The 18,864-nt window shown below is 65.5% G+C and carries 17 protein-coding genes; 3 read left to right on the top strand and 14 right to left on the bottom strand.

From position 1 onward, the window contains the following. Positions 1-3: 3 nt before the first annotated feature. The 6 genes from bamB to ndk all read right to left on the bottom strand — a co-directional run bounded on the left by bamB (position 4) and on the right by ndk (position 5,217). Positions 4-1,212, bottom strand: coding sequence for an outer membrane protein assembly factor BamB (gene bamB, locus ACZ75I_RS08310; RefSeq protein ID WP_111007940.1), 1,209 nt, complete (start codon positions 1,210-1,212; stop codon positions 4-6). Then, a complete protein-coding gene (locus ACZ75I_RS08305; protein WP_472958945.1) occupies positions 1,212-1,850 on the bottom strand; it encodes a YfgM family protein in 639 nt (212 codons plus the stop codon). Before ACZ75I_RS08305 ends, bamB begins: the two co-directional genes overlap by 1 nt. 65 nt (positions 1,851-1,915) lie before the next feature. After that, positions 1,916-2,785, bottom strand: coding sequence for a RodZ domain-containing protein (locus ACZ75I_RS08300; protein ID WP_049413003.1), 870 nt, complete (start codon positions 2,783-2,785; stop codon positions 1,916-1,918). Between the two features lie 18 nt (positions 2,786-2,803). Then, the gene (pilW, locus tag ACZ75I_RS08295) at positions 2,804-3,589 is read right to left on the bottom strand and encodes a type IV pilus biogenesis/stability protein PilW (protein WP_472958943.1); all 786 of its coding nucleotides are present in this window, start codon (positions 3,587-3,589) and stop codon (positions 2,804-2,806) included. Next, on the bottom strand, positions 3,576-4,781 hold the full coding sequence (gene rlmN, locus ACZ75I_RS08290; protein ID WP_472958941.1) for a dual-specificity RNA methyltransferase RlmN: 1,206 nt from the start codon (positions 4,779-4,781) through the stop codon (positions 3,576-3,578). The genes pilW and rlmN overlap by 14 nt, the downstream gene beginning before the upstream one ends. 10 nt (positions 4,782-4,791) lie before the next feature. Next, complete coding sequence (gene ndk, locus ACZ75I_RS08285) at positions 4,792-5,217, bottom strand: nucleoside-diphosphate kinase (protein WP_005409295.1); 426 nt, start codon at positions 5,215-5,217, stop codon at positions 4,792-4,794. Between the two features lie 345 nt (positions 5,218-5,562). Here ndk and ACZ75I_RS08280 point away from each other — a divergent pair, with 345 nt between their 5' ends. The 3 genes from ACZ75I_RS08280 (at position 5,563) to ACZ75I_RS08270 (ending at position 9,906) form a co-directional block, all read left to right on the top strand. After that, on the top strand, positions 5,563-6,216 hold the full coding sequence (locus tag ACZ75I_RS08280) for a TetR/AcrR family transcriptional regulator (protein WP_061477903.1): 654 nt from the start codon (positions 5,563-5,565) through the stop codon (positions 6,214-6,216). 39 nt (positions 6,217-6,255) lie between these two features. Further along, positions 6,256-8,628, top strand: coding sequence for a 3-hydroxyacyl-CoA dehydrogenase/enoyl-CoA hydratase family protein (locus tag ACZ75I_RS08275; protein ID WP_180868518.1), 2,373 nt, complete (start codon positions 6,256-6,258; stop codon positions 8,626-8,628). A gap of 69 nt (positions 8,629-8,697) precedes the next feature. Next, positions 8,698-9,906 (top strand): acetyl-CoA C-acyltransferase, encoded by a 1,209-nt coding sequence (locus ACZ75I_RS08270; protein WP_005409292.1) that lies wholly within the window; start codon positions 8,698-8,700, stop codon positions 9,904-9,906. Between the two features lie 501 nt (positions 9,907-10,407). On the opposite strand, the gene galU is transcribed toward ACZ75I_RS08270, so the two are convergent. The 8 genes from galU to cmk all read right to left on the bottom strand — a co-directional run bounded on the left by galU (position 10,408) and on the right by cmk (position 18,694). Next, positions 10,408-11,286, bottom strand: a complete 879-nt coding sequence (galU, locus tag ACZ75I_RS08265) for a UTP--glucose-1-phosphate uridylyltransferase GalU (RefSeq protein WP_072168277.1) — start codon at positions 11,284-11,286, stop codon at positions 10,408-10,410. Further along, on the bottom strand, positions 11,283-13,196 hold the full coding sequence (locus tag ACZ75I_RS08260) for a polysaccharide biosynthesis protein (RefSeq protein ID WP_032954120.1): 1,914 nt from the start codon (positions 13,194-13,196) through the stop codon (positions 11,283-11,285). Before ACZ75I_RS08260 ends, galU begins: the two co-directional genes overlap by 4 nt. A 3-nt stretch (positions 13,197-13,199) precedes the next feature. Further along, complete coding sequence (locus tag ACZ75I_RS08255; RefSeq protein ID WP_180868520.1) at positions 13,200-14,189, bottom strand: MraY family glycosyltransferase; 990 nt, start codon at positions 14,187-14,189, stop codon at positions 13,200-13,202. Positions 14,190-14,192: 3 nt separating this feature from the next. Beyond that, positions 14,193-15,371: a lipopolysaccharide assembly protein LapB gene (gene lapB, locus ACZ75I_RS08250; protein WP_005416232.1), complete on the bottom strand. Its 1,179-nt coding sequence runs from the start codon at positions 15,369-15,371 to the stop codon at positions 14,193-14,195. 6 nt (positions 15,372-15,377) lie between these two features. Beyond that, positions 15,378-15,662, bottom strand: a complete 285-nt coding sequence (locus tag ACZ75I_RS08245) for a LapA family protein (protein WP_061477908.1) — start codon at positions 15,660-15,662, stop codon at positions 15,378-15,380. Positions 15,663-15,739: 77 nt separating this feature from the next. Continuing rightward, positions 15,740-16,045 (bottom strand): integration host factor subunit beta, encoded by a 306-nt coding sequence (locus ACZ75I_RS08240; RefSeq protein ID WP_005409286.1) that lies wholly within the window; start codon positions 16,043-16,045, stop codon positions 15,740-15,742. Positions 16,046-16,132: 87 nt separating this feature from the next. Further along, complete coding sequence (rpsA, locus tag ACZ75I_RS08235) at positions 16,133-17,818, bottom strand: 30S ribosomal protein S1 (RefSeq protein ID WP_005416230.1); 1,686 nt, start codon at positions 17,816-17,818, stop codon at positions 16,133-16,135. Between the two features lie 198 nt (positions 17,819-18,016). Continuing rightward, complete coding sequence (gene cmk / locus ACZ75I_RS08230; protein WP_049411481.1) at positions 18,017-18,694, bottom strand: (d)CMP kinase; 678 nt, start codon at positions 18,692-18,694, stop codon at positions 18,017-18,019. Positions 18,695-18,864: the final 170 nt, after the last annotated feature.

Here is an 18,864-nt window from a genome sequence, read left to right as displayed (position 1 = left end):
TTTTTAGTTTGCCAACCGGAAGGCGGTCAGCTTGCCATCCACGTTCTGCACCAGCAGCACCCCGTCTACGACGACCGGCTGGGCCAGCAGGGCGTCGCCGCCACTTTTTGCCCGTGCCGCCATCGCACCATCGGAGGTCTGCAACCAGTGCACGTATCCCTTGTAGTCACCGACCACGACGTAGTCGCCGTGCAGTGCCGGGCCGGTCAGGGAGCGACGGGCCAGTGCCGTCTGCGACCACATGGCTGCGCCGCTGGCCTTGTCCAGGCCGAACACGCCGCCCTTGTTGTCGGTCACGAACACATTGCCGGACGATACCGCCACGCCACCTGCGCCGCCATGGTCGCGCGCCCACAGCGGGCGACCGGTCGGGCCTTCGATGGCCATGGTCTGGTTCTTGAAGCTGCTCACGTACAGGGTGTTGCCGTCGAGCACCGGTGCGCCGTCGACGTCCGCCATGCGCTCCAGCTCGGTGCGGCCTTCGCCGTTGCCGAGGTTCTGTTCCCACAGCGTGCGGCCATCCTGCTGGGCCAGGGCCGCGACCGCACCCTCGTCCTTGCCGATGAACAACACGCCCGGGCCGGTCACCACCGGCGCGTTGCCGCGCACGGTCAGCGCCGGCAGCTCGCTCGGGTTGAACCACTTCTGGGTGCCGTTGCCGACATCGAAGGCGGTCACACGACCGTCGTTGCTGCGCACGTAGACCATGCCCTGGGCAACGGCCGGCGCGGCGATCACTTCACCCGGAACACGGGCACGCCACTTCTCGCTGCCGTCGTTGATGTCCAGCGCGATGACCTGACCATCCAGCGTGCCGATCACAACCAGGTTCTCACCGACACCCGGGCCGCCGGACAGGCGCAGCTTGGCCTTCTTCTTTTCCTTCTTCGGCTCCCAGGTCCAGACCTTCTTGCCGGTCTGCAGGTCGATGGCGTGCACGCCACCGGTGATCGCCGCAGCGAACACGTGGCCGTTGGCCACCGCCGGGCCCTGGCGCACACCGATGCGACGCTCGCCCTTGCCGAGGTTGACCGACCAGATCTTGCTGACCTTCACGGTCGGCTCGAACTTGACCAGCTCAGCCGGTTCCTGTGCCTTCTTCGCCGCCGCGTCCTTGCCGGCGAACCAGCCCTTCATGGTGCCGCAGCCGGTCAGGGCCATGCCCATCAGGAGCACGGTGGCGACGCGGGTGATCATGACCTTCTGACTCATCAAACCGACTCCGCAGGGGCGGCAACGGTGCCGCCGGCATCCATAACCTTGGTTTCCAGCAGGCGCCGCTGCGGCGCTGCCACGTCCAGCGTCTTCAGCGCCTTCTCGTACTGTACGCGGGCCTCATCGCGCTTGCCCTGCGCCATCAGCGCATCGCCATGGATTTCCAGGCTGCTGCTGTCGGTGGCGCTGCCCAGCAGCTTGATGGCCTCGTCGCTCTTGCCAGTGGCCACCAGCAGGCGCGCCACACGCTGGTCGACCACGCGCTGCAGGTCACCTTCGACCTTCACGTTGCGCAGGGTGGCCAGTGCGTCTTCGTTCTTGCCGGCGTCGACCTGGGCCTTGGCCAGCTGCAGCGCCGCGAGGTCGCCGTAGATGCTGGACGGGCCGGCTTCGAGCGCCTTGACCGCCTTGGCGGCGTCGTCAAGCTTGTTCTGCTGCAGGCCCTGCAGGGCCTTCTGGTACTCGACATTGGCCGAGGCCAGCTTGCTGCCTTGATCCTTCTGGTACCACTGCCAGCCGGCAATGGCACCGATGGCGATGACTACGCCACCGAGGATGCTGGCGCCATTCTTCCGCAGCCAGCTGCGGACGCGTTCACTTTGTTCGTGCTCGTCGAGCAGATCGTCGATCGCCATGCGTACTCTCGCCCCGCCCGTCGGGAGGGACCATTGGGTTTAATCGAAGGTGGTGAAACCGCGCCTCAGTGCGAAACCGGGACTACGGAGCCTTCAGAGGATACCTGAAAGCGTGCCACGTTGGCTCGCTGGTAGGGGGTCAGATCGACGATAGCGCCGTTCTGCTGAACCTGGACCGCCGAGGCGTTGCCCAGGGTCACCCGGGTCACCTGGCCCGGCGTGAAGCTGCGGGTCTCGCCGGACTTGATCAGTGCCTTCTCGACGGTGCTGCCGTCCGGGCCGCCAATGTCGACCCAGCTGTCGCCGCTGAACTGCATTTCCAGCGCATTGCCGGCAGCCGGGGCCGGCGCCGGGCGCGGCACCGGGGCCAGCGAGGCGACGTAAGGGGTGGCCGCCGGCTTGCTGGCCGGGGCCGTGGCCGCTTCGGCCGGGGCGGCCGTCTCGCTACCGGCTGCGGACGGCGTGACCGGCACGGCGGCCGGGATCACGTCCAGCGAGGCGGTGCTCGGCGACGGGGTCGCGCTGCCGTCGAAGTGGCCACGGGTGGCGAACCACACCGGCACCGCCAGCACGGCGGTGATGCCGACATACAGCACGCGCCGGCCGAGGTTCTCGGCAATACGGCGCGCACGCGGGGTATGGGTATGGCTGACCAGGGTGGGCGGAACCACCGGGCCGACCTGGGCCTGCTCCAGCAGCTCGCCCACGTCCACGTCGAGCAGGCGCGCATAGCTGCGCAGCTGGCCGCGCACGAACACCGGCGCCCCCAGCTTCTGCCATTGTTCCTCTTCCAGGGACTTGACCACCTGGACCGGCATGCGCAGGCGCGAGCCGACATCTTCGAGGGTCAGTCCGGCCGCTTCACGGGCCTGGCGCAGGCGGGTGCCGCAGCCGGCCGCAGTCTCGAGAGCGCTCACAGTCTGGTCATCAATCACAATGCATCAACCCTGGAGTTAGGAGCCCGCTTCCTGCGGAAATTCCTGTCGAATCCGCTGCAGATAACGATCAGATGCCGCCCGATCGCCCAGCCTCGCTTCGATTTGAGACGCAAGTTGTAACACGGAACGCGTTGCGGGTGCAGCCGCAATCCTACGTTCGGCGAAGGCCCGGGCCTCCATGTAGCGGCCCTGGCGGAAGCTCAGCTGGGCCATCGACTCCAGCGCCACCGGGTTGGCCGGCGCCGCGACGAGTGCCGCGCGCAGGTCGCGTTCGGCACGTTCAAGCTGGCCCGCATCCAGTGCGCAGCTGCCGGCATTGGCCTGCGCTTCGCCCGGGGTGGCATAACCCGGCGCCTGCAGCGCGCGGTCGAACCAGACCAGCGATTCGGCCGGCTGGCCCTGCTGGCACAACCAGGCACCGTAGTTGTTGAGCACGTCTCCGCGCTGCGGCGCCAGCTCGGCGGCCTTGCGGAAATTCTCGCCCGCCTGGCGGGTGCGGCCACGACGGTCATCGATGCCGGCCTGCAGCACCAGCGCGTCGGGCGCCTCGGGCGCCAGCTTCAGCGCTTCGCGCACCTTGCGCTCGGCGGCGTCGAGATTGCCGACCTGCATGTCACGGGTCGCCAGGGTCAACAGGTCGCGCCAGCGCACTTCGCGCCGCACGCTTTCCGGGTCAGCCACCGAATAGACCGGCGCCTGGCTCGGCCCGAGCTTGGCCTTGGGATGGGATTTACAGCCGCCGACCGCAACGGCCAGCACGCCTGCGAACAGAACCAGCCAGAGGCGGTCAGGCCACGGCATCGCTCCCCTTCCCCGCCTGCAGCGTCTTGTTGAATTCCGCCTGGCGGCGGGTGCGGTCCATCACCTGGCCCTTGAGCTGGCCACAGGCGGCGTCGATGTCGTCGCCACGGGTGCGGCGGACCATGGTCAGCACGTTGCTGTCGAGCAGGATCTTCTGGAAGGCGCGGATGTGTGCTTCTTCCGAACGCTCGTAGCGGGTGCCCGGGAACGGGTTGAACGGGATCAGGTTGACCTTGCCCGAATCCTTGGCCTGCACCGCGTTGTCGAACTGGCGCATCAGGCGGGCCAGCTCGCGGGCATGCTCGGGCTTGTCGTTGATGCCCTTCATCAGGGTGTATTCGAAGGTGACCGATTCGCGGCGCTTGTTGGCGCGCAGGTAGCGTGCACACGAGGCCATCAGCTCGGCGATCGGGTACTTCTTGTTGAGCGGCACCAGCGTCTCGCGCAGCGCGTCGTTCGGCGCATGCAGCGACACCGCCAGCGACACGTCGCTTTCGGCAGACAGGCGGTCGATCTGCGGCACCAGGCCAGAGGTCGACAGGGTCACGCGCTTGTTGGCCAGGCCGTAGCCCAGGTCGTCGCGCATCACGCTCATGGCGCGCACGACGTTGTCGAAATTCATCAGCGGCTCGCCCATGCCCATCATCACCACGTTGGTGAGGCGGCGCATCTGGTGCGGCACGTTGCCCAGGTGGCGTGCGGCAACCCACACCTGGCCGATGATCTCGGCGGTGGTCAGGTTGCGGTTGAAGCCCTGGGTGGCGGTGGAGCAGAACGTGCAGTTCAGGCCGCAACCGACCTGCGAGGACACGCACAGCGTGCCGCGGGTCTTGTCCGGGATGTACACGGTCTCGATGGCGTTCTTGCCATCCACGCCCATCGCCAGCAGCCACTTGTGGGTGCCGTCGGCGGAGGGCTTGTCGAACACGATGTTGGGAACCAGCACCTCGGCATGGGCCTGCAGCTTGGCGCGCAGGACCTTGCCGAGGTCGGTCATTTCATCGAAATCGGTGACGTAGCGATGGTGGATCCACTTCATCACCTGATGGGCACGGAACTTCTTTTCGCCGAGGACCTCGACGAAAAACTTCTCCAGGCCCGCGCGATCGAGGTCGAGCAGGTTCTGCTTGCCAGCCGTGGGTGCCGACTTCGGCAGCGGCTGGATGGCGGGGGACTGTACGACCTCGTTCACGGCATTACTCTCAGCGCGAGACGACTTCGGTGGCGGCGAAGAAGTAGGCGATCTCAATCGCGGCATTCTCGACCGAGTCCGAGCCGTGGGCGGCATTGGCATCGATGGATTCGGCGAAGTCGGCGCGGATGGTGCCCGGCGCGGCTTCCTTCGGGTTGGTGGCGCCCAGCAGATCGCGGTGGGCCAGGACGGCGTTCTCGCCTTCCAAGGCCTGGATCATCACCGGGCCGGAGATCATGAATTCGACCAGCGCGTTGAAGAACGGACGCTCGCGGTGCACGGCGTAGAAGCCTTCGGCTTCACGACGGGACAGCTGCTTGTACTTGGCGGCCACGACCTTCAGGCCGGCCTTCTCGAAGCGGGCGTAGATTTCGCCGATGACGTTCTTGGCAACGGCGTCCGGCTTGATGATCGAAAGGGTGCGCTCCAGCGCCATGGGATGTCTCCAATGGAATCGGGCCGCTGATGGCCCGAAGGGTAACATGAAAAAAACCCGCGTCGGGACGCGGGCTTAGCCTGATAAACGTAGGCGAATTGTAAAAGATAAAGCGGCTGGGTGGTAGAGGGCCTGCGGCCCTCCTGTAGAGCCGAGCCCATGCTCGGCTGGCCCTTGGGCCGAAGAGCAGCCGAGCATGGGCTCGGCTCTACAGGTTCAGGTCCACCCATTCACCCACCTGAGTGAAATCTGACCGAGCCGGCCGATTTTGCTGCACTGCAAAATGCCATACGCTACCGTCTGGTTCTAGTATCAAACAATCGTTTGATTAAGGTCCGCCCACCGATGGCCAAGCCCGCACACTTCTCGACCAAGGACCGGATCCTCGGCGCGGCCGAGGAGCTGTTCGCACAGCACGGCTTCGCCGGCACGTCGCTGCGCCAGGTCACCAGCCAGGCCGACGTCAACATCGCAGCGGTCAACTACCACTTCGGTTCCAAGGAAAACCTGGTCAACGAGGTATTCCGCCGCCGCATGGACGAGATGACCGGCGCCCGCCTGTCTCAGCTCGAACGCGCCCGCGCCGAGCATCCGGGCGAACTGCGCCCGGTGCTGGCCGCCTTCGTCGAACCGGCCCTGGCACTGGCCCAGGACCGCCAGAACGGCGGCGCCTTCGTGCGCGTGATTGCCCGCGCCTACGCTGAGAAGAACGACAACCTGCGCAAGTTCCTGTCCGACCACTACGGCCACGTGCTGCGTGCATTCGGCAAGGCCATCGGCGAGTGCGTGCCCGGCCTGAGCAAGGAAGAGTTGTACTGGCGCCTGGACTTCCTGGCCGGCTCGCTCACCTATGCCATGGCCGACTTCGGGCTGATCAAGCGTCCCGCCGGTGTCACCGAAGCGGCGCATCGTGCCCATGCCGCCCACGAACTGATCCATTTCGCCGAAGCCGGGTTCCGCGCCGCCGCACGCGCCAGCGCCCTGCCCGCTTCCGTCTGATTCCACCCAGTAACTGCTGACCAACAAAGGCCCTACACCATGTCCAATTCCCTGCTAGTCCGCCGCGCCGCCGTGCTGGGTGCCGGCGTCATGGGTGCCCAGATCGCCGCCCACCTCACCAACGCCGGCGTCGACACCGTGCTGTTCGACCTGCCTGCGAAGGAAGGTCCGGCCGACGGCATCGTGCTGAAGGCGATCGCCAACCTGGGCAAGCTGAGTCCCGCGCCGCTGGCCAGCAAGTCGCTTGCCGAAGCCATCACCCCGGCAAACTACGAGTCCGGCCTGGAGCAGCTGAAGGACTGCGACCTGATCATCGAGGCCATCGCCGAGCGCATGGACTGGAAACAGGACCTGTACAAGAAGATCGCCCCGTTCGTGGCCGACCACGCGGTGCTGGCCTCCAACACCTCGGGCCTGGGCATCAACAAGCTCGCCGACGTGCTGCCCGAGCAGCTGCGCCACCGCTTCTGCGGCGTGCACTTCTTCAATCCGCCGCGCTACATGCACCTGGCCGAGCTGATCCCGGCCACCACCACCGATGCCGCCGTGCTGGAAGGCCTGGAAGCTTTCCTGGTCACCACCCTGGGCAAGGGCGTGGTGTACGCCAAGGACACCCCGAACTTCATCGGCAACCGCATCGGCGTGTTCTCGATCCTGTCGACCATCCACCATACCCAGCAGTTCGGCCTGGGCTTCGACGAAGTGGACGGCCTGACCGGCCCGCTGGTCGGCCGCCCGAAGTCGGCCACCTACCGCACCTCGGACGTGGTCGGCCTGGACACCATGGCGCACGTCATCAAGACCATGGGCGACACCCTGCCGAATGACCCGTGGCATGAATTCTTCAAGTCGCCGAAGTGGCTGGACGCGCTGATTGCCAAGGGCGCGCTGGGCCAGAAGACCGGCGCCGGCATCTTCCGCAAGGTCGGCAAGGACATCGTGGTGCTGGACCTGGAGAAGCAGGACTACCGCCCGGCCGACCGCACCGCCGCCCCGGAAGTGGTCGAGATCCTGAAGATCAAGAACCCGGCCGAGAAGTTCGCCAAGCTGCGCGAAAGCCAGCACCCGCAAGCGCAGTTCCTGTGGGCGACCTTCCGCGACCTGTTCCACTACAGCGCCTACCACCTGGCCGACATCGCCGAGACTGCGCGCGACGTCGACCTGGCCATCCGCTGGGGCTACGGCTGGTCGCTGGGCCCGTTCGAGACCTGGCAGGCCGCCGGCTGGAAGCAGGTCGCGCAGTGGATCGCCGATGACATCGTGGCCGGCAAGAGCATGAGCAACGCACCGCTGCCGGACTGGGTGTTCGATGGCCGCGACGGCGTGCACGCCGCCGAGGGCAGCTACAGCCCGTCGCGCAACGCCAAGCTGCCGCGTTCGTCGCTGCCGGTGTACCAGCGCCAGCGCTTCCCGGATCCGCTGCTGGGCGAACAGTTCGCGCCGGGCGAAACCGTGTTCGAGAACGACGGCCTGCGCATGTGGCACGACGGTGATGGCATCGCCGTGGTCAGCTTCAAGACCAAGATGAACACCGTGTCCGACCAGGTGCTGGATGGCCTGCAGGAATGCGTCAGCCGCGCCGAGAAGGACTTCCAGGGCCTGGTGATCTGGCAGCAGAAGGAACCCTTCTCCGCCGGTGCCGACCTGGCCGGTGCACTGGGCCTGCTGCAGGCCGGCAAGGTCGACCAGTTCGAAGAGATGGTCGCCAACTTCCAGCGCACCAGCCAGCGCATCAAGTACTCGCTGGTGCCGGTGGTGGCTGCCGTGCGCGGTCTGGCCCTGGGTGGTGGCTGTGAGTTCCAGATGCACAGCGCCAAGACCGTGGCCTTCCTGGAAAGCTACATCGGCCTGGTCGAGGCCGGTGTCGGCCTGCTGCCGGCCGGTGGCGGCCTGAAGGAACTGGCGGTGCGCGCTTCGCAGGCTGCGGGCCCGGGTGGCGACGTGTTCGCCGAACTGAAGAAGACCTTCGAGACCGTGGCGATGGCCAAGGTGTCCAACTCGGCGGTCAACGCCAAGGAGCTGGGCCTGCTGCGCAGCACCGACAAGGTGGTGTTCAACAGCTACGAGGCCCTGCACATCGCCAAGGCCGAAGCACGCGCCCTGGCCGAAGCCGGCTACCGTCCGCCGCTGCCGGCACGCCGCATCCAGGTCGCCGGTGACGTGGGTATCGCCACCTTCAAGATGATGCTGGTCAACATGCTGGAAGGCCGCTTCATCAGCCCGTACGACTACGAGATCGCCGAGCGCATCGCCACCGTGCTGTGCGGCGGCAAGGTCGACCGCGGCACCCTGGTCGACGAAGAGTGGCTGCTGACCCTGGAGCGCAAGCACTTCGTCGAACTGGCCCAGCAGGAAAAGACCCAGGCCCGCATCGCGCACATGCTCAAGACCGGCAAGCCGCTGCGGAACTGACGGAAGACATCGGTAGTGCCGGCCGCTGGCCGGCAACCTCTTCCAACCCCTATTCAAGAGATCACTGCAATGACCAAGCAAATCCAGGACGCCTACATCGTCGCCGCCACCCGTACCCCGGTTGGCAAGGCGCCCAAGGGCATGTTCCGCAACACCCGCCCCGACGACATGCTTGCGCACGTGCTGCGCAGCGTCGTCGCCCAGGCCCCGGGCGTGGACGTCAACCGCATCGATGACGCCATCATCGGCTGCGCCATGCCGGAAGCCGAGCAGGGCATGAACGTGGCGCGCATCGGCGTGCTGCTGGCCGGTCTGCCGAACACCATCGCCGCACAGACCGTGAACCGCTTCTGCTCCTCTGGCCTGCAGGCCGTGGCGCAGGCCGCCGACGCGATCCGCCTGGGCAACGCCGACCTGATGCTGGCCGGCGGCACCGAGTCGATGTCGATGGTGCCGATGATGGGCAACAAGATCGCCATGGCACCGAGCGTGTTCGACAACGACCACGTCGCCATCGCCTACGGCATGGGCATCACCGCCGAGAAGGTGGCCGAAGAGTGGAAGGTCTCGCGCGAAGACCAGGACGCGTTCGCCCTGGCCTCGCACCAGAAGGCCATGGCCGCGATCCAGAACGGCGAGTTCAAGGACGAAATCAGCCCGTACGAGATCGTCTCGCACCTGCCGGACCTGGCCGATGGCCAGCGCATCATCACCCGCAACAAGATCGCCGACACCGACGAGGGCCCGCGCCCGGATTCCTCCGCTGAAGGCCTGGCCAAGCTGCGCCCGGTGTTCCGCAACGGCCAGTTCGGCGGCACCGTCACCGCCGGCAACTCGTCGCAGATGAGCGATGGCGCCGGTGCCGTGCTGCTGGCCTCGGAGCAGGCGATCAAGGACTACGGCCTGACCCCGCTGGCCCGTTTCGTCAGCTTCTCGGTGGCCGGCGTGCGCCCGGAAGTGATGGGCATCGGCCCGATCGCCGCGATCCCGAAGGCCCTGAAGCAGGCCGGCCTGACCCAGGACCAGCTGGACTGGATTGAACTGAACGAAGCCTTCGCCGCGCAGTCGCTGGCAGTGATCCGCGATTGCGGCCTGGACCCGAGCAAGGTCAACCCGCTGGGCGGCGCGATCGCCCTGGGCCATCCGCTGGGCGCGACCGGCGCGATCCGTACCGCGACCCTGCTGCACGGCCTGCGTCGTCGCCAGCAGAAGTACGGCATGGTGACGATGTGCATCGGCACCGGCATGGGTGCGGCGGGTATTTTCGAGGCGCTGTAAGGTTCAAAGCGTTGCCGGCTGATTGTTGGTTGGCTGTGGGGCCCGGGTGGGTGAGGCTGCCCGGGACACGCCGTAAACCCGTCCGTGGGGGCTTGTCAGCGGCATCCATGCCGCTGACAGTCCCGGTCAGCCTCACCCACCCGCGCCACCCGGCATTCCGCTCGGCGGAAGGGTGAGCAAAGGCAAGGCAAGAGCCGGGGTCAGAGCCCTTTGCTGCGCAAGGGGATCTGACCCCAACAAGCAAAAAAGGCAGCCATTGGCTGCCTTTTTTGCTTGTTGCTCTCTTTTTTGCTTGTTGCTCTCGCCTTTGATTCCGCCCTTCCCGTCCGCGCCCGCAGGAAACTTGGCAGGCGGGACGGGTGGGCCTTTGCAGGACCGTTGGCGCCATGGATGGCGCCATCGAGCCCCCATGGACGGGTTTACGGCGTGTCCTGCAAAGGCCCACCCGTCCCGCCCATCACGTATCGATCAAGGCGCTGCACGGAGCGCTTGATAGAACCCTTATTCCGCCAGCATCGCCGCCAGCTTCTCCCGCGCGGGGCCGGCCAGCTTCGGGTTGTCCAGCGCGAAGCGGATCGTCGCCTCCACCAGCCCCAAGTGCGTGCCGCAGTCGAAGCGGGTGCCCTCGAAACGATAGGCATCGACTTCTTCGGTCTTCAGCAGCTCGGCAATCGCATCGGTCAGCTGGATCTCGCCACCGGCACCAGTCCGGGTCTGTTCCAGTAGTTCGAAGATCTTCGGGCTCAGCACGTAGCGGCCGACCACCGCCAGGTCACTCGGCGCGTCCTCCGGCTTCGGCTTCTCGACGATCTGCGAAATGCGGCCCTTGCGGCCATCGAACGCCTCAGTGGCGACGATGCCGTAGCTGGCGGTCTTTTCGTGCGGGACGTCTTCGACCGCGATCACGCTGGCACCGCTGGCCTCATTGAGGTCGGCCATCTGCTTCAGCGCACCGGCACCGCGGTTCCAGATCAGATCGTCGGGCAGCAGCACCGCGAACGGCTCGTCACCGATCACAGCCTTGGCACACAGTACTGCGTGCCCGAGGCCCAGCGCCTCGGCCTGGGTCACGAAGATCGCGCGCACGCCATTGGGCAGCACATGCCGGATCAGCTCCAGCTGCTCCTGCTTGCCGGCGCGCTCGAGCTTCTGCTCCAGTTCGTAGGCCTTGTCGAAATAATCGGCGACCGCATGCTTGTAGCGGTTGGTGATGAACACCAGCGTGTCGCAGCCGGCTTCGATGGCTTCATCAACGGCGTACTGGATCAGCGGCCGGTCAATGATCGGCAGCATCTCCTTCGGCACAGTCTTGGTTGCTGGCAAGAAACGCGTTCCCAGTCCTGCCACCGGGAAAACTGCCTTGCGAATTCGCTTGCTCATTGGTGCCTGTTCGCCTCACGTGCCGGAAAGGGCACGACTTTAGCGGATGAAATGTAAGCATCCTGTTCGATTGGCGAGAATTCCGGCATCGTCGCAAACAGGATTTCCTGGATGCTGGCAGTGTCGTAGCTGGCAATCGCCTCGCGCAGGCGCGGAACATTGCCCAGCACCAGGTCGCGCGAGAACGTACGCACGCCGGCCTCGAGAATCTTCGGGTGCGCGGTCGAACGGTAGTCTTCGTCCGAATAGAACAGGGTCTCGTGCAGCTTCTCGCCCGGGCGCAAGCCGGTGTAGATGATCTGGATGTCCTTGTACGGCTGCTTGCCGGTCAGGCGGATCATCTGCTCGGCCAGCACGCGGATCGGCACCGGCTCGCCCATGTCCAGGGTGTAGATCGCACCATGCGACGCCGACGCGGCCGCCTGCAGGATCAGCTGGCAGGCCTCGGGGATGGTCATGAAGTAACGGCTGACTTCCGGGTCGGTGACCGTGACCGGACCACCGCGCAGGATCTGCTCGCGGAACAGCGGCACCACGCTGCCGGCCGACGCCAGCACGTTGCCGAAGCGCACCGTGACGAAACGGGTGTGCGTGGACTTCTGGTCCAGGCTCTGGCAGATCATCTCGGCGTAGCGCTTGCTCGCACCCAGCGCATTGACCGGGTCGACCGCCTTGTCCGTGGAAATGAACACGAAATGCTCCACGCGGGCTTCCAGGCACGCGCGGGCGACGTTCTCGGTCGCCAGGATGTTGTTGCGCACCGCTTCGCGCAGCTGCCGCTCCAGCACGGGCACGTGCTTGTAGGCGGCGGCATGGAAGGCGGTATCGACCGGGTGCAGCGACAGCGCGTGGCGGATCACGGCAGGGTCGCCACAGTCGCCCAGCACCGCCTCGATCTCGACATCGGGGAAGCTACGCCGCAGCTCGCCTTCGATGGTCAGCAACAGCAGCTCGCTGATCTCCAGCAGGATGATGCGACCGGCACCATGCCGCGCGCACTGGCGGCACAGCTCCGAGCCGATCGAACCACCGGCGCCGGTAACCATCACAGTGCGCCCACCCAACCAGCCGCGGATCAGGTTCCAGTCCGGCATGATCGGCTTGCGGCCCAGCAGGTCCTCGATCGCCACTTCCTTCAGCTGGCCCGGTAGCGACTGGCCCTGCAGGATGTCGCTGAGCTTGGGAACGGTACGGAACGGCACACCGGTGCTTTCGCAGATCGCGACAACGCGCTGCATGCCTGCGGCGTCCAGTGACGGCATGGCAATGACCAGCAGCTTGGCAGCGGTCTCGCGGACCACCGTCGGGGCGTCATCCAGGGTGCCGAGGATCGGCAGGCCCTGCAGCTTGGCACCTCGCAGGTGCGGTGCATCGTCGAGCAGGCCGACCGGCTCGAAGTTGCCGGAACGACGCAGGTCGCGCACCAGTGTTTCCGCCGCCTGGCCGGCGCCGAGGATCAGCACGCGGCGGGCGCTGGAATCGGACTGCAGTGCCTGGTAATCCTTCCAGGCCCGGTACAGCAGGCGCGGTGCGCCCAGCAGGGCCGACAGCGCGAACGGGTAGATCACCAGCACCGACATCGGCACGCCGTCGAAGCGCTTCCACATCAGCACCAGAACGATGGCGACCATGCCGATGAAGCTGGCCTTGAAGATGTTCAGCAGGTCGCTGACGCTGGCGAACCGCCACAGCCCGCGATACAGGCCCACGCGCCAGAACACCAAGCCCTGCAGCAGCAGGACCAGGGTGGTATCGACGTTCCACAGGGGCAGCGCCGGAGCGTTGGGCAGGATCGAGTAACGCCCTGCATGGAGCAACTGCCAGCATGCCCAGACCATGAAGAGGTCGTGGCAGACGATGGCCGAACGCGGCATCAGGCCGAGGATTCTGTCCCGCCAGGGTGAAGCCATAAGTCAGGTATTTCCTTGTCGGTAGCGCATTCCATTGCGCAGGAGGAGCCAGAGGACGCTCAGCGCGGTGAACCACGCGATCGCCACGGCAGCCTCCCACCTCGGCTGCAAATTGGAGCAGACATTGAACACTGTAATACTGAACAGGCCCAAAGCAAAGTACATCCCTGTCACCTGGGGGTGACTGGCTCCTGCCTGCACCGCGCGCTGGTAGACGTGCTGGGTATGGGGTTCCATCCAGCGTTGTCCTGAAATGATGCGCGCCAGCAGTGTGAAGCCCGCGTCCACGAGGAACGGCGAAACCGGGACCAGCAGCAGGATCCAGTTGATATCGGTACGCACGCTGGCGAGCGCCAGTACCGCTGCGACCGCATACCCCAACGCGCCGCTTCCGACATCGCCCATGAAGATCCGGGCCCGAGGGAAGTTGAACGGCAGGAATCCAAGGCAGGCCAGGCCCAGGGCCACGGCAGCCAGCGAGTACGGCCACGGCAGCACCGGCGCCAGCCCCAGCATCGCCACGACGGCCTGGCTGGCGGCAATGCCGTTGATGCCGTCCATGAAATTCCAGATGTTGATCAGTGAGGCGGTGAACAGCAGCACCAGCGCCGCCAACAGCCAGCTGCCACCATTCACCTTGACCAGGCCGGCCAGCAGCGTTGCGGCGATGAAATGCACCAGCAGGCGACGCATCGCTGGCAGGGGCCTGTGGTCGTCCCACCAGCCGATACCGGCCACCAGCACCAGCCCAAGGCTGGCCACCAGCACTGTCGGCGTGCTTTCGGGCCAAGCCCAGATGGCCACGGCTGCAGTCACCAGCAGGCTGATGACGATGGCGATGCCGCCACCGCGCGGGGTAGCGACGCTATGGCTGCGACGTTCGCCGGGCTGGTCCATCAACTGCTGGCGCAGCGCATAGCCACGTGCAGCCCAGGTCAGCACCGCACTCAGCAGGGCGAGCCCCAGCAGCGCGCCCATCACAAGCCAGGGCATGGATCAGAGCACCGCGTAGTTCAGCAGTGGCTTGACCGTTCCCCACTCCTTGCAGCTCGGGCACTGCCAGTGGTGGGTACGCGCACCGAAGCCGCAGCGGGTGCAGCGATAGGCCGGGTTGCGCACCAGCAGCTGGTCAGTGATGTGCTTGAGGTCATGCAGGGTGGCGGTGGAATCGGCGCCCTCGGCGAGGGTGAGGTCGATCAGCGCGGACTCGCCACGCACCGACGGACGATCCTTCAGCTGGCGGCCGAGGTAGGCACGCGCCGGGGCCACGCCCTCCTGTTCTTCCATCAGGCGGGTCAGCGCCAGCACCGGGGCAATGCCACGGTAATGCTCGGTCATCTCCGACAGGAACGCGCGCGCACCTGCCAGATCGCCCACCTTGCGATAGTTCTGCATCAACGCCGGCAGCAGTTCCGGCAGGTATTCGGGATCGTTGCGCGCGGCGCGCTCGAAGGCGCGCACGGCGGCCTCAGGATTGCCTGCGTCGGTTTCCAACCGGCCCTCGATGATGCCGGCGCGCACCGACATCGCATCGGCCTGATAGGCGCGGGCGATCGCTGCCCTCGCCTCTTCCAGCTTGCCGGCGCCACGGAATCGCTCGGCCAGTTCGCACTCGAACTGCCCGATCAGCTTGCCCATCGGCTCGCCGGTGACATCCTCGAAACGGGTGGCGTTGTCGATGGCCTTTTCCCAGTCACGCTCGGCCTGGTAGATGCCGATCAGGTGCTTGAGCGCCTGCGGTGCGCGCTGATCCAGCTGGGCCAGCTCGGTGAACACGGTCTCGGCACGGTCCAGCAGGCCGGACTTCATGTAGTCCTCGCCCAGGGCCAGCAGGGCCTGCACGCGTTGTGCGTCACTCAGGTCATGGCGATTGACCAGGCCCTGGTGCAGGCGGATGGCGCGGTCGACCTCGCCACGACGGCGGAACAGATGGCCCAGCGCGACCTGGGTCTCGAAGGTTTCCTTGTCCAGCTCGGCGATGTGCAGGAACAGCTCGATGGCCTTGTCCGGCTGCTCGTTGAGCAGGTAGTTCAGGCCACGGAAATAGGTGCTCGACAGGCGGCTGACCTGGCTGTCACCGTGGCGTTGGCCACCACGCCGCCCGATCACCCAGCCGGCCAGTGCGGCCAGCGGTACGAACAGGAAGAACCAGAACCACTCGGTGACGAAATCCATCTTCGATCAACGTCCATCAAAAGATTGGGGGGAAGCAACCGGTGCCGGCGAAGCGGCAGCGGACTTGTTGGCGCGACGCAGCTGGCCGTAGAGCGGAATGACCACGCTCACCAGCACCAGGCCAGCACCGACGATGACGCCGATCAGCAATGCGGCAATGATTGCCACGCCGACCGAGGTCTTCAGTTGGGTGAAAACAAGGTTGATGGTCATCTCGTCCATGTTCATGGCACCGATGATCAACCCAAGAATGAGTACCGCCAGCAGGACCAGCAGACGAAAAACCTTCATGCGACAGCTCCAGTGGCAGGAGTCCGTAGCTTATCCGACTCGCGGCTGGATTCGCACGCGGTGGCGCGACGGCAGGCTCAGGCCGGATCGGCGTCCAGCGGCAGCACACTGCTGACCCGCTCGCGCAGTTCCTTGCCCGGCTTGAAGTGGGGGACATGCTTGCCCGGCAGGGCAACCGATTCGCCGGTCTTCGGGTTGCGACCCAAGCGCGGCGGACGATAGTGCAGCGAGAAGCTGCCAAATCCACGGATTTCGATGCGATCCCCGGCGGACAGCGATCCGCCCATCATTTCCAGCAACGACTTCACCGCCAGATCGACATCATCGGCCTTCAGGTGCGCCTGGCGGCGCGCAAGGATTTCGATCAGTTCGGATTTGGTCATTACCGGCTCACATCAGGGGCATCTCAGCCTGAAACGGCCCGGGCAATGCCCGGGCCGTCCAGGAAACAACGAACAGCCTAAGGCCGATTACTCGGACTTGTTGCCGTTCAGCTGTGCACGCAGCAGCGCGCCCAGCTGGGTGGTGCCGCTGGAAGCCGAAGAGGACTGGTATTCCTCCAGCACTTCGCGCATTTCAGCGTCGTCCTTGGCCTTGATCGACAGCTGCAGGGTACGGCCCTTGCGGTCCATGCCCACGAACTTGGCTTCGACCTTGTCGCCGACCTTCAGGTGCTGGGTGGCGTCGTCAACGCGCTCGTTGGCGATGTCGCGGGCCGAGACGTAACCTTCGATGCCGTCAGCCAGCTCGATGATCGCGCCCTTGGCGTCGACTTCCTTCACCACGCCTTCGACCTTGGAGCCCTTCGGATTGGCAGCCATGTACTGGCCGAACGGATCCTGCTCCAGCTGCTTCACGCCCAGGGAGATGCGCTCGCGCTCCGGATCGACGGCCAGGACGACGGCGTCCAGGGTATCGCCCTTCTTGAAGTTGCGAACGACGTCTTCGCCGGTGGTGTTCCAGCTGATGTCGGACAGGTGGACCAGGCCGTCGATGCCGCCGTCCAGGCCGATGAAGATGCCGAAGTCGGTGATCGACTTGATCTGGCCCGACACCTTGTCACCCTTCTTGTGGGTGGCAGCGAAGGTTTCCCACGGATTGGCGGCAACCTGCTTCATGCCCAGCGAGATGCGGCGACGCTCTTCATCGACGTCCAGCACCATCACTTCGACTTCATCACCCACCTGGACAACCTTGGACGGGTTGACGTTCTTGTTGGTCCAATCCATCTCGGAGACGTGCACCAGGCCTTCGACGCCCGGCTCGATCTCAACGAACGCACCGTAATCGGTGACGTTGGAGACCTTGCCGAAGACGCGGCTGTTGGCCGGGTAACGACGGCCGATGTTGTCCCACGGATCCTCGCCCAGCTGCTTCAGGCCCAGCGAAACGCGGTTGCGCTCGCGGTCGAACTTCAGCACGCGGACGTCCAGCTCGTCGCCGACGTTCACGACTTCCGACGGGTGACGCACGCGCTTCCACGCCATGTCGGTGATGTGCAGCAGGCCGTCGATACCGCCCAGATCCACGAACGCGCCGTAATCGGTCAGGTTCTTGACGACACCCTTCAGGATCGCGCCTTCCTGCAGCTTGTCCATCAGCTGCTCGCGCTCTTCCGAGTGCTCGCTTTCGACGACAGCGCGGCGCGAGACCACGACGTTGTTACGCTTGCGGTCCAGCTTGATGAGCTTGAACTCGAGTTCCTTGCCTTCCAGGTAGGCCGGATCGCGCACCGGGCGCACATCGACCAGGGAACCCGGCAGGAAGGCGCGGACATCCTTGATGTCCACGGTGAAACCACCCTTGACCTTGCCGCTGATGCGGCCGGTGATGGTTTCGTTCTTTTCCAACGCTTCTTCCAGCTCGTCCCACACCATCGCGCGCTTGGCCTTCTCGCGCGACAGGACGGTTTCGCCGAAGCCGTTCTCGATCGAGTCGAGGGCGACCTTGACGATGTCGCCTTCGGCGACGTCGATTTCGCCAGCGTCGTTACGGAACTGTTCGATCGGCACGATGCCTTCGGACTTCAGGCCAGCGTTGATCACCACGACGTCGCCGCGGACTTCAACAACGGTACCGCTGACGATGGCGCCCGGCTTCAGCTTGGCCAGGTTGGCCTGGCTGGCTTCAAACAGTTCGGCAAATGATTCGGTCATTAGATTTACTCTGTTGGACACATGGGTCGGTGGCGTCCCCTTCAGGGGAATGGCGACCGCCCGCCTGTTGGTCGACCCCGGAAACGCAGGTCGTGTGTAGTAGGAAAACCGCCACGCATCATTGCGCGACGGGGCTGGTACAGCACTGCTATGCGCGACCACTGCCGATGCGGCTGGCAGTGCTCCCGCGCGAACGGATCAGGCAGCCGGAACCGGAAGCAGATCCATCACTCGGGCAACGACATCATCGATGCCGATGCCTGTGGTGTCGATGAGGACAGCATCGTCTGCCGGCTTCAGGGGCGCCACGGTACGCTGAGCATCACGGGCGTCGCGGGCCATGATCTCGCGCAGGAGGTCATCAAAGTTAACAGAAACCCCCTTGTCTTTCAACTGCTTATGCCGGCGCTCGGCGCGCTCCTCGGCACTGGCGGTCAGGAAGACCTTGTAGGGGGCGTCCGGAAAGATCACCGTGCCCATGTCGCGGCCGTCGGCGACCAGGCCTGGCAGTTCCCTGAATGCGCGCTGGCGCTCCTTCAGGGCGGCCCGGACCTCCGGGATGGCGGCAATGGCCGAGGCCAGCGCCCCGGTGGTCTCCAGGCGCAGCTCGTCGGTGGCATCGGTGCCGTTGACCATGACCCGCATGGCATCGCCCTGCTCGACAAACTGAACGTGGGTGTCGAAGGTGCAGCGGACCAGCGCGGAGGCGTCGGAGGTGTCGATGTCGGCCCAGCTTGCGGCCACGCCCACCGCCCGGTACAGCGCGCCCGAATCCAGGTAATGCCAGCCCATCCTGCGCGCGATGATGCGGCTGATGGTACCCTTGCCGGCCCCGGATGGGCCGTCGATGGTCAGGACGGGAGCGAGTGGATTCATGGGGGTCCCAGAGCGTGTGAAGAGGCCATTCTAGCCCCTGCCAGACGCCCCCAGCGGGATCTTTTGTGCAACCACTTGAAACCATGAGGAAAAGCCCGGTAGAATGGCGGGCTTGAACGAGCGTCAACTGCCGATTGTCTTTCGCATATCGCGGCCACGCTCCACCCGAA

This window comes from Stenotrophomonas sp. X (assembly GCF_055721025.1).
This window is presented reverse-complemented; position numbering and strand designations above follow the sequence as displayed.

What these genes read in the sequence shown, in the direction of transcription:
- ACZ75I_RS08270 (WP_005409292.1), top strand. Translation starts at nt 8,698, where the DNA reads ATGACCAAGCAAATCCAGGACGCCTACATCGTCGCCGCCACCCGTACC.
- pilW (WP_472958943.1), bottom strand. Translation starts at nt 3,589, where the DNA reads ATGCCGTGGCCTGACCGCCTCTGGCTGGTTCTGTTCGCAGGCGTGCTG.
- lapB (WP_005416232.1), bottom strand. Translation starts at nt 15,371, where the DNA reads ATGGATTTCGTCACCGAGTGGTTCTGGTTCTTCCTGTTCGTACCGCTG.
- ndk (WP_005409295.1), bottom strand. Translation starts at nt 5,217, where the DNA reads ATGGCGCTGGAGCGCACCCTTTCGATCATCAAGCCGGACGCCGTTGCC.
- rpsA (WP_005416230.1), bottom strand. Translation starts at nt 17,818, where the DNA reads ATGACCGAATCATTTGCCGAACTGTTTGAAGCCAGCCAGGCCAACCTG.
- galU (WP_072168277.1), bottom strand. Translation starts at nt 11,286, where the DNA reads ATGAGCAAGCGAATTCGCAAGGCAGTTTTCCCGGTGGCAGGACTGGGA.
- ACZ75I_RS08280 (WP_061477903.1), top strand. Translation starts at nt 5,563, where the DNA reads ATGGCCAAGCCCGCACACTTCTCGACCAAGGACCGGATCCTCGGCGCG.
- cmk (WP_049411481.1), bottom strand. Translation starts at nt 18,694, where the DNA reads ATGAATCCACTCGCTCCCGTCCTGACCATCGACGGCCCATCCGGGGCC.
- ACZ75I_RS08305 (WP_472958945.1), bottom strand. Translation starts at nt 1,850, where the DNA reads ATGGCGATCGACGATCTGCTCGACGAGCACGAACAAAGTGAACGCGTC.
- ACZ75I_RS08255 (WP_180868520.1), bottom strand. Translation starts at nt 14,189, where the DNA reads ATGCCCTGGCTTGTGATGGGCGCGCTGCTGGGGCTCGCCCTGCTGAGT.
- ACZ75I_RS08240 (WP_005409286.1), bottom strand. Translation starts at nt 16,045, where the DNA reads ATGACCAAATCCGAACTGATCGAAATCCTTGCGCGCCGCCAGGCGCAC.
- ACZ75I_RS08260 (WP_032954120.1), bottom strand. Translation starts at nt 13,196, where the DNA reads ATGGCTTCACCCTGGCGGGACAGAATCCTCGGCCTGATGCCGCGTTCG.
- ACZ75I_RS08245 (WP_061477908.1), bottom strand. Translation starts at nt 15,662, where the DNA reads ATGAAGGTTTTTCGTCTGCTGGTCCTGCTGGCGGTACTCATTCTTGGG.
- ACZ75I_RS08275 (WP_180868518.1), top strand. Translation starts at nt 6,256, where the DNA reads ATGTCCAATTCCCTGCTAGTCCGCCGCGCCGCCGTGCTGGGTGCCGGC.
- bamB (WP_111007940.1), bottom strand. Translation starts at nt 1,212, where the DNA reads ATGAGTCAGAAGGTCATGATCACCCGCGTCGCCACCGTGCTCCTGATG.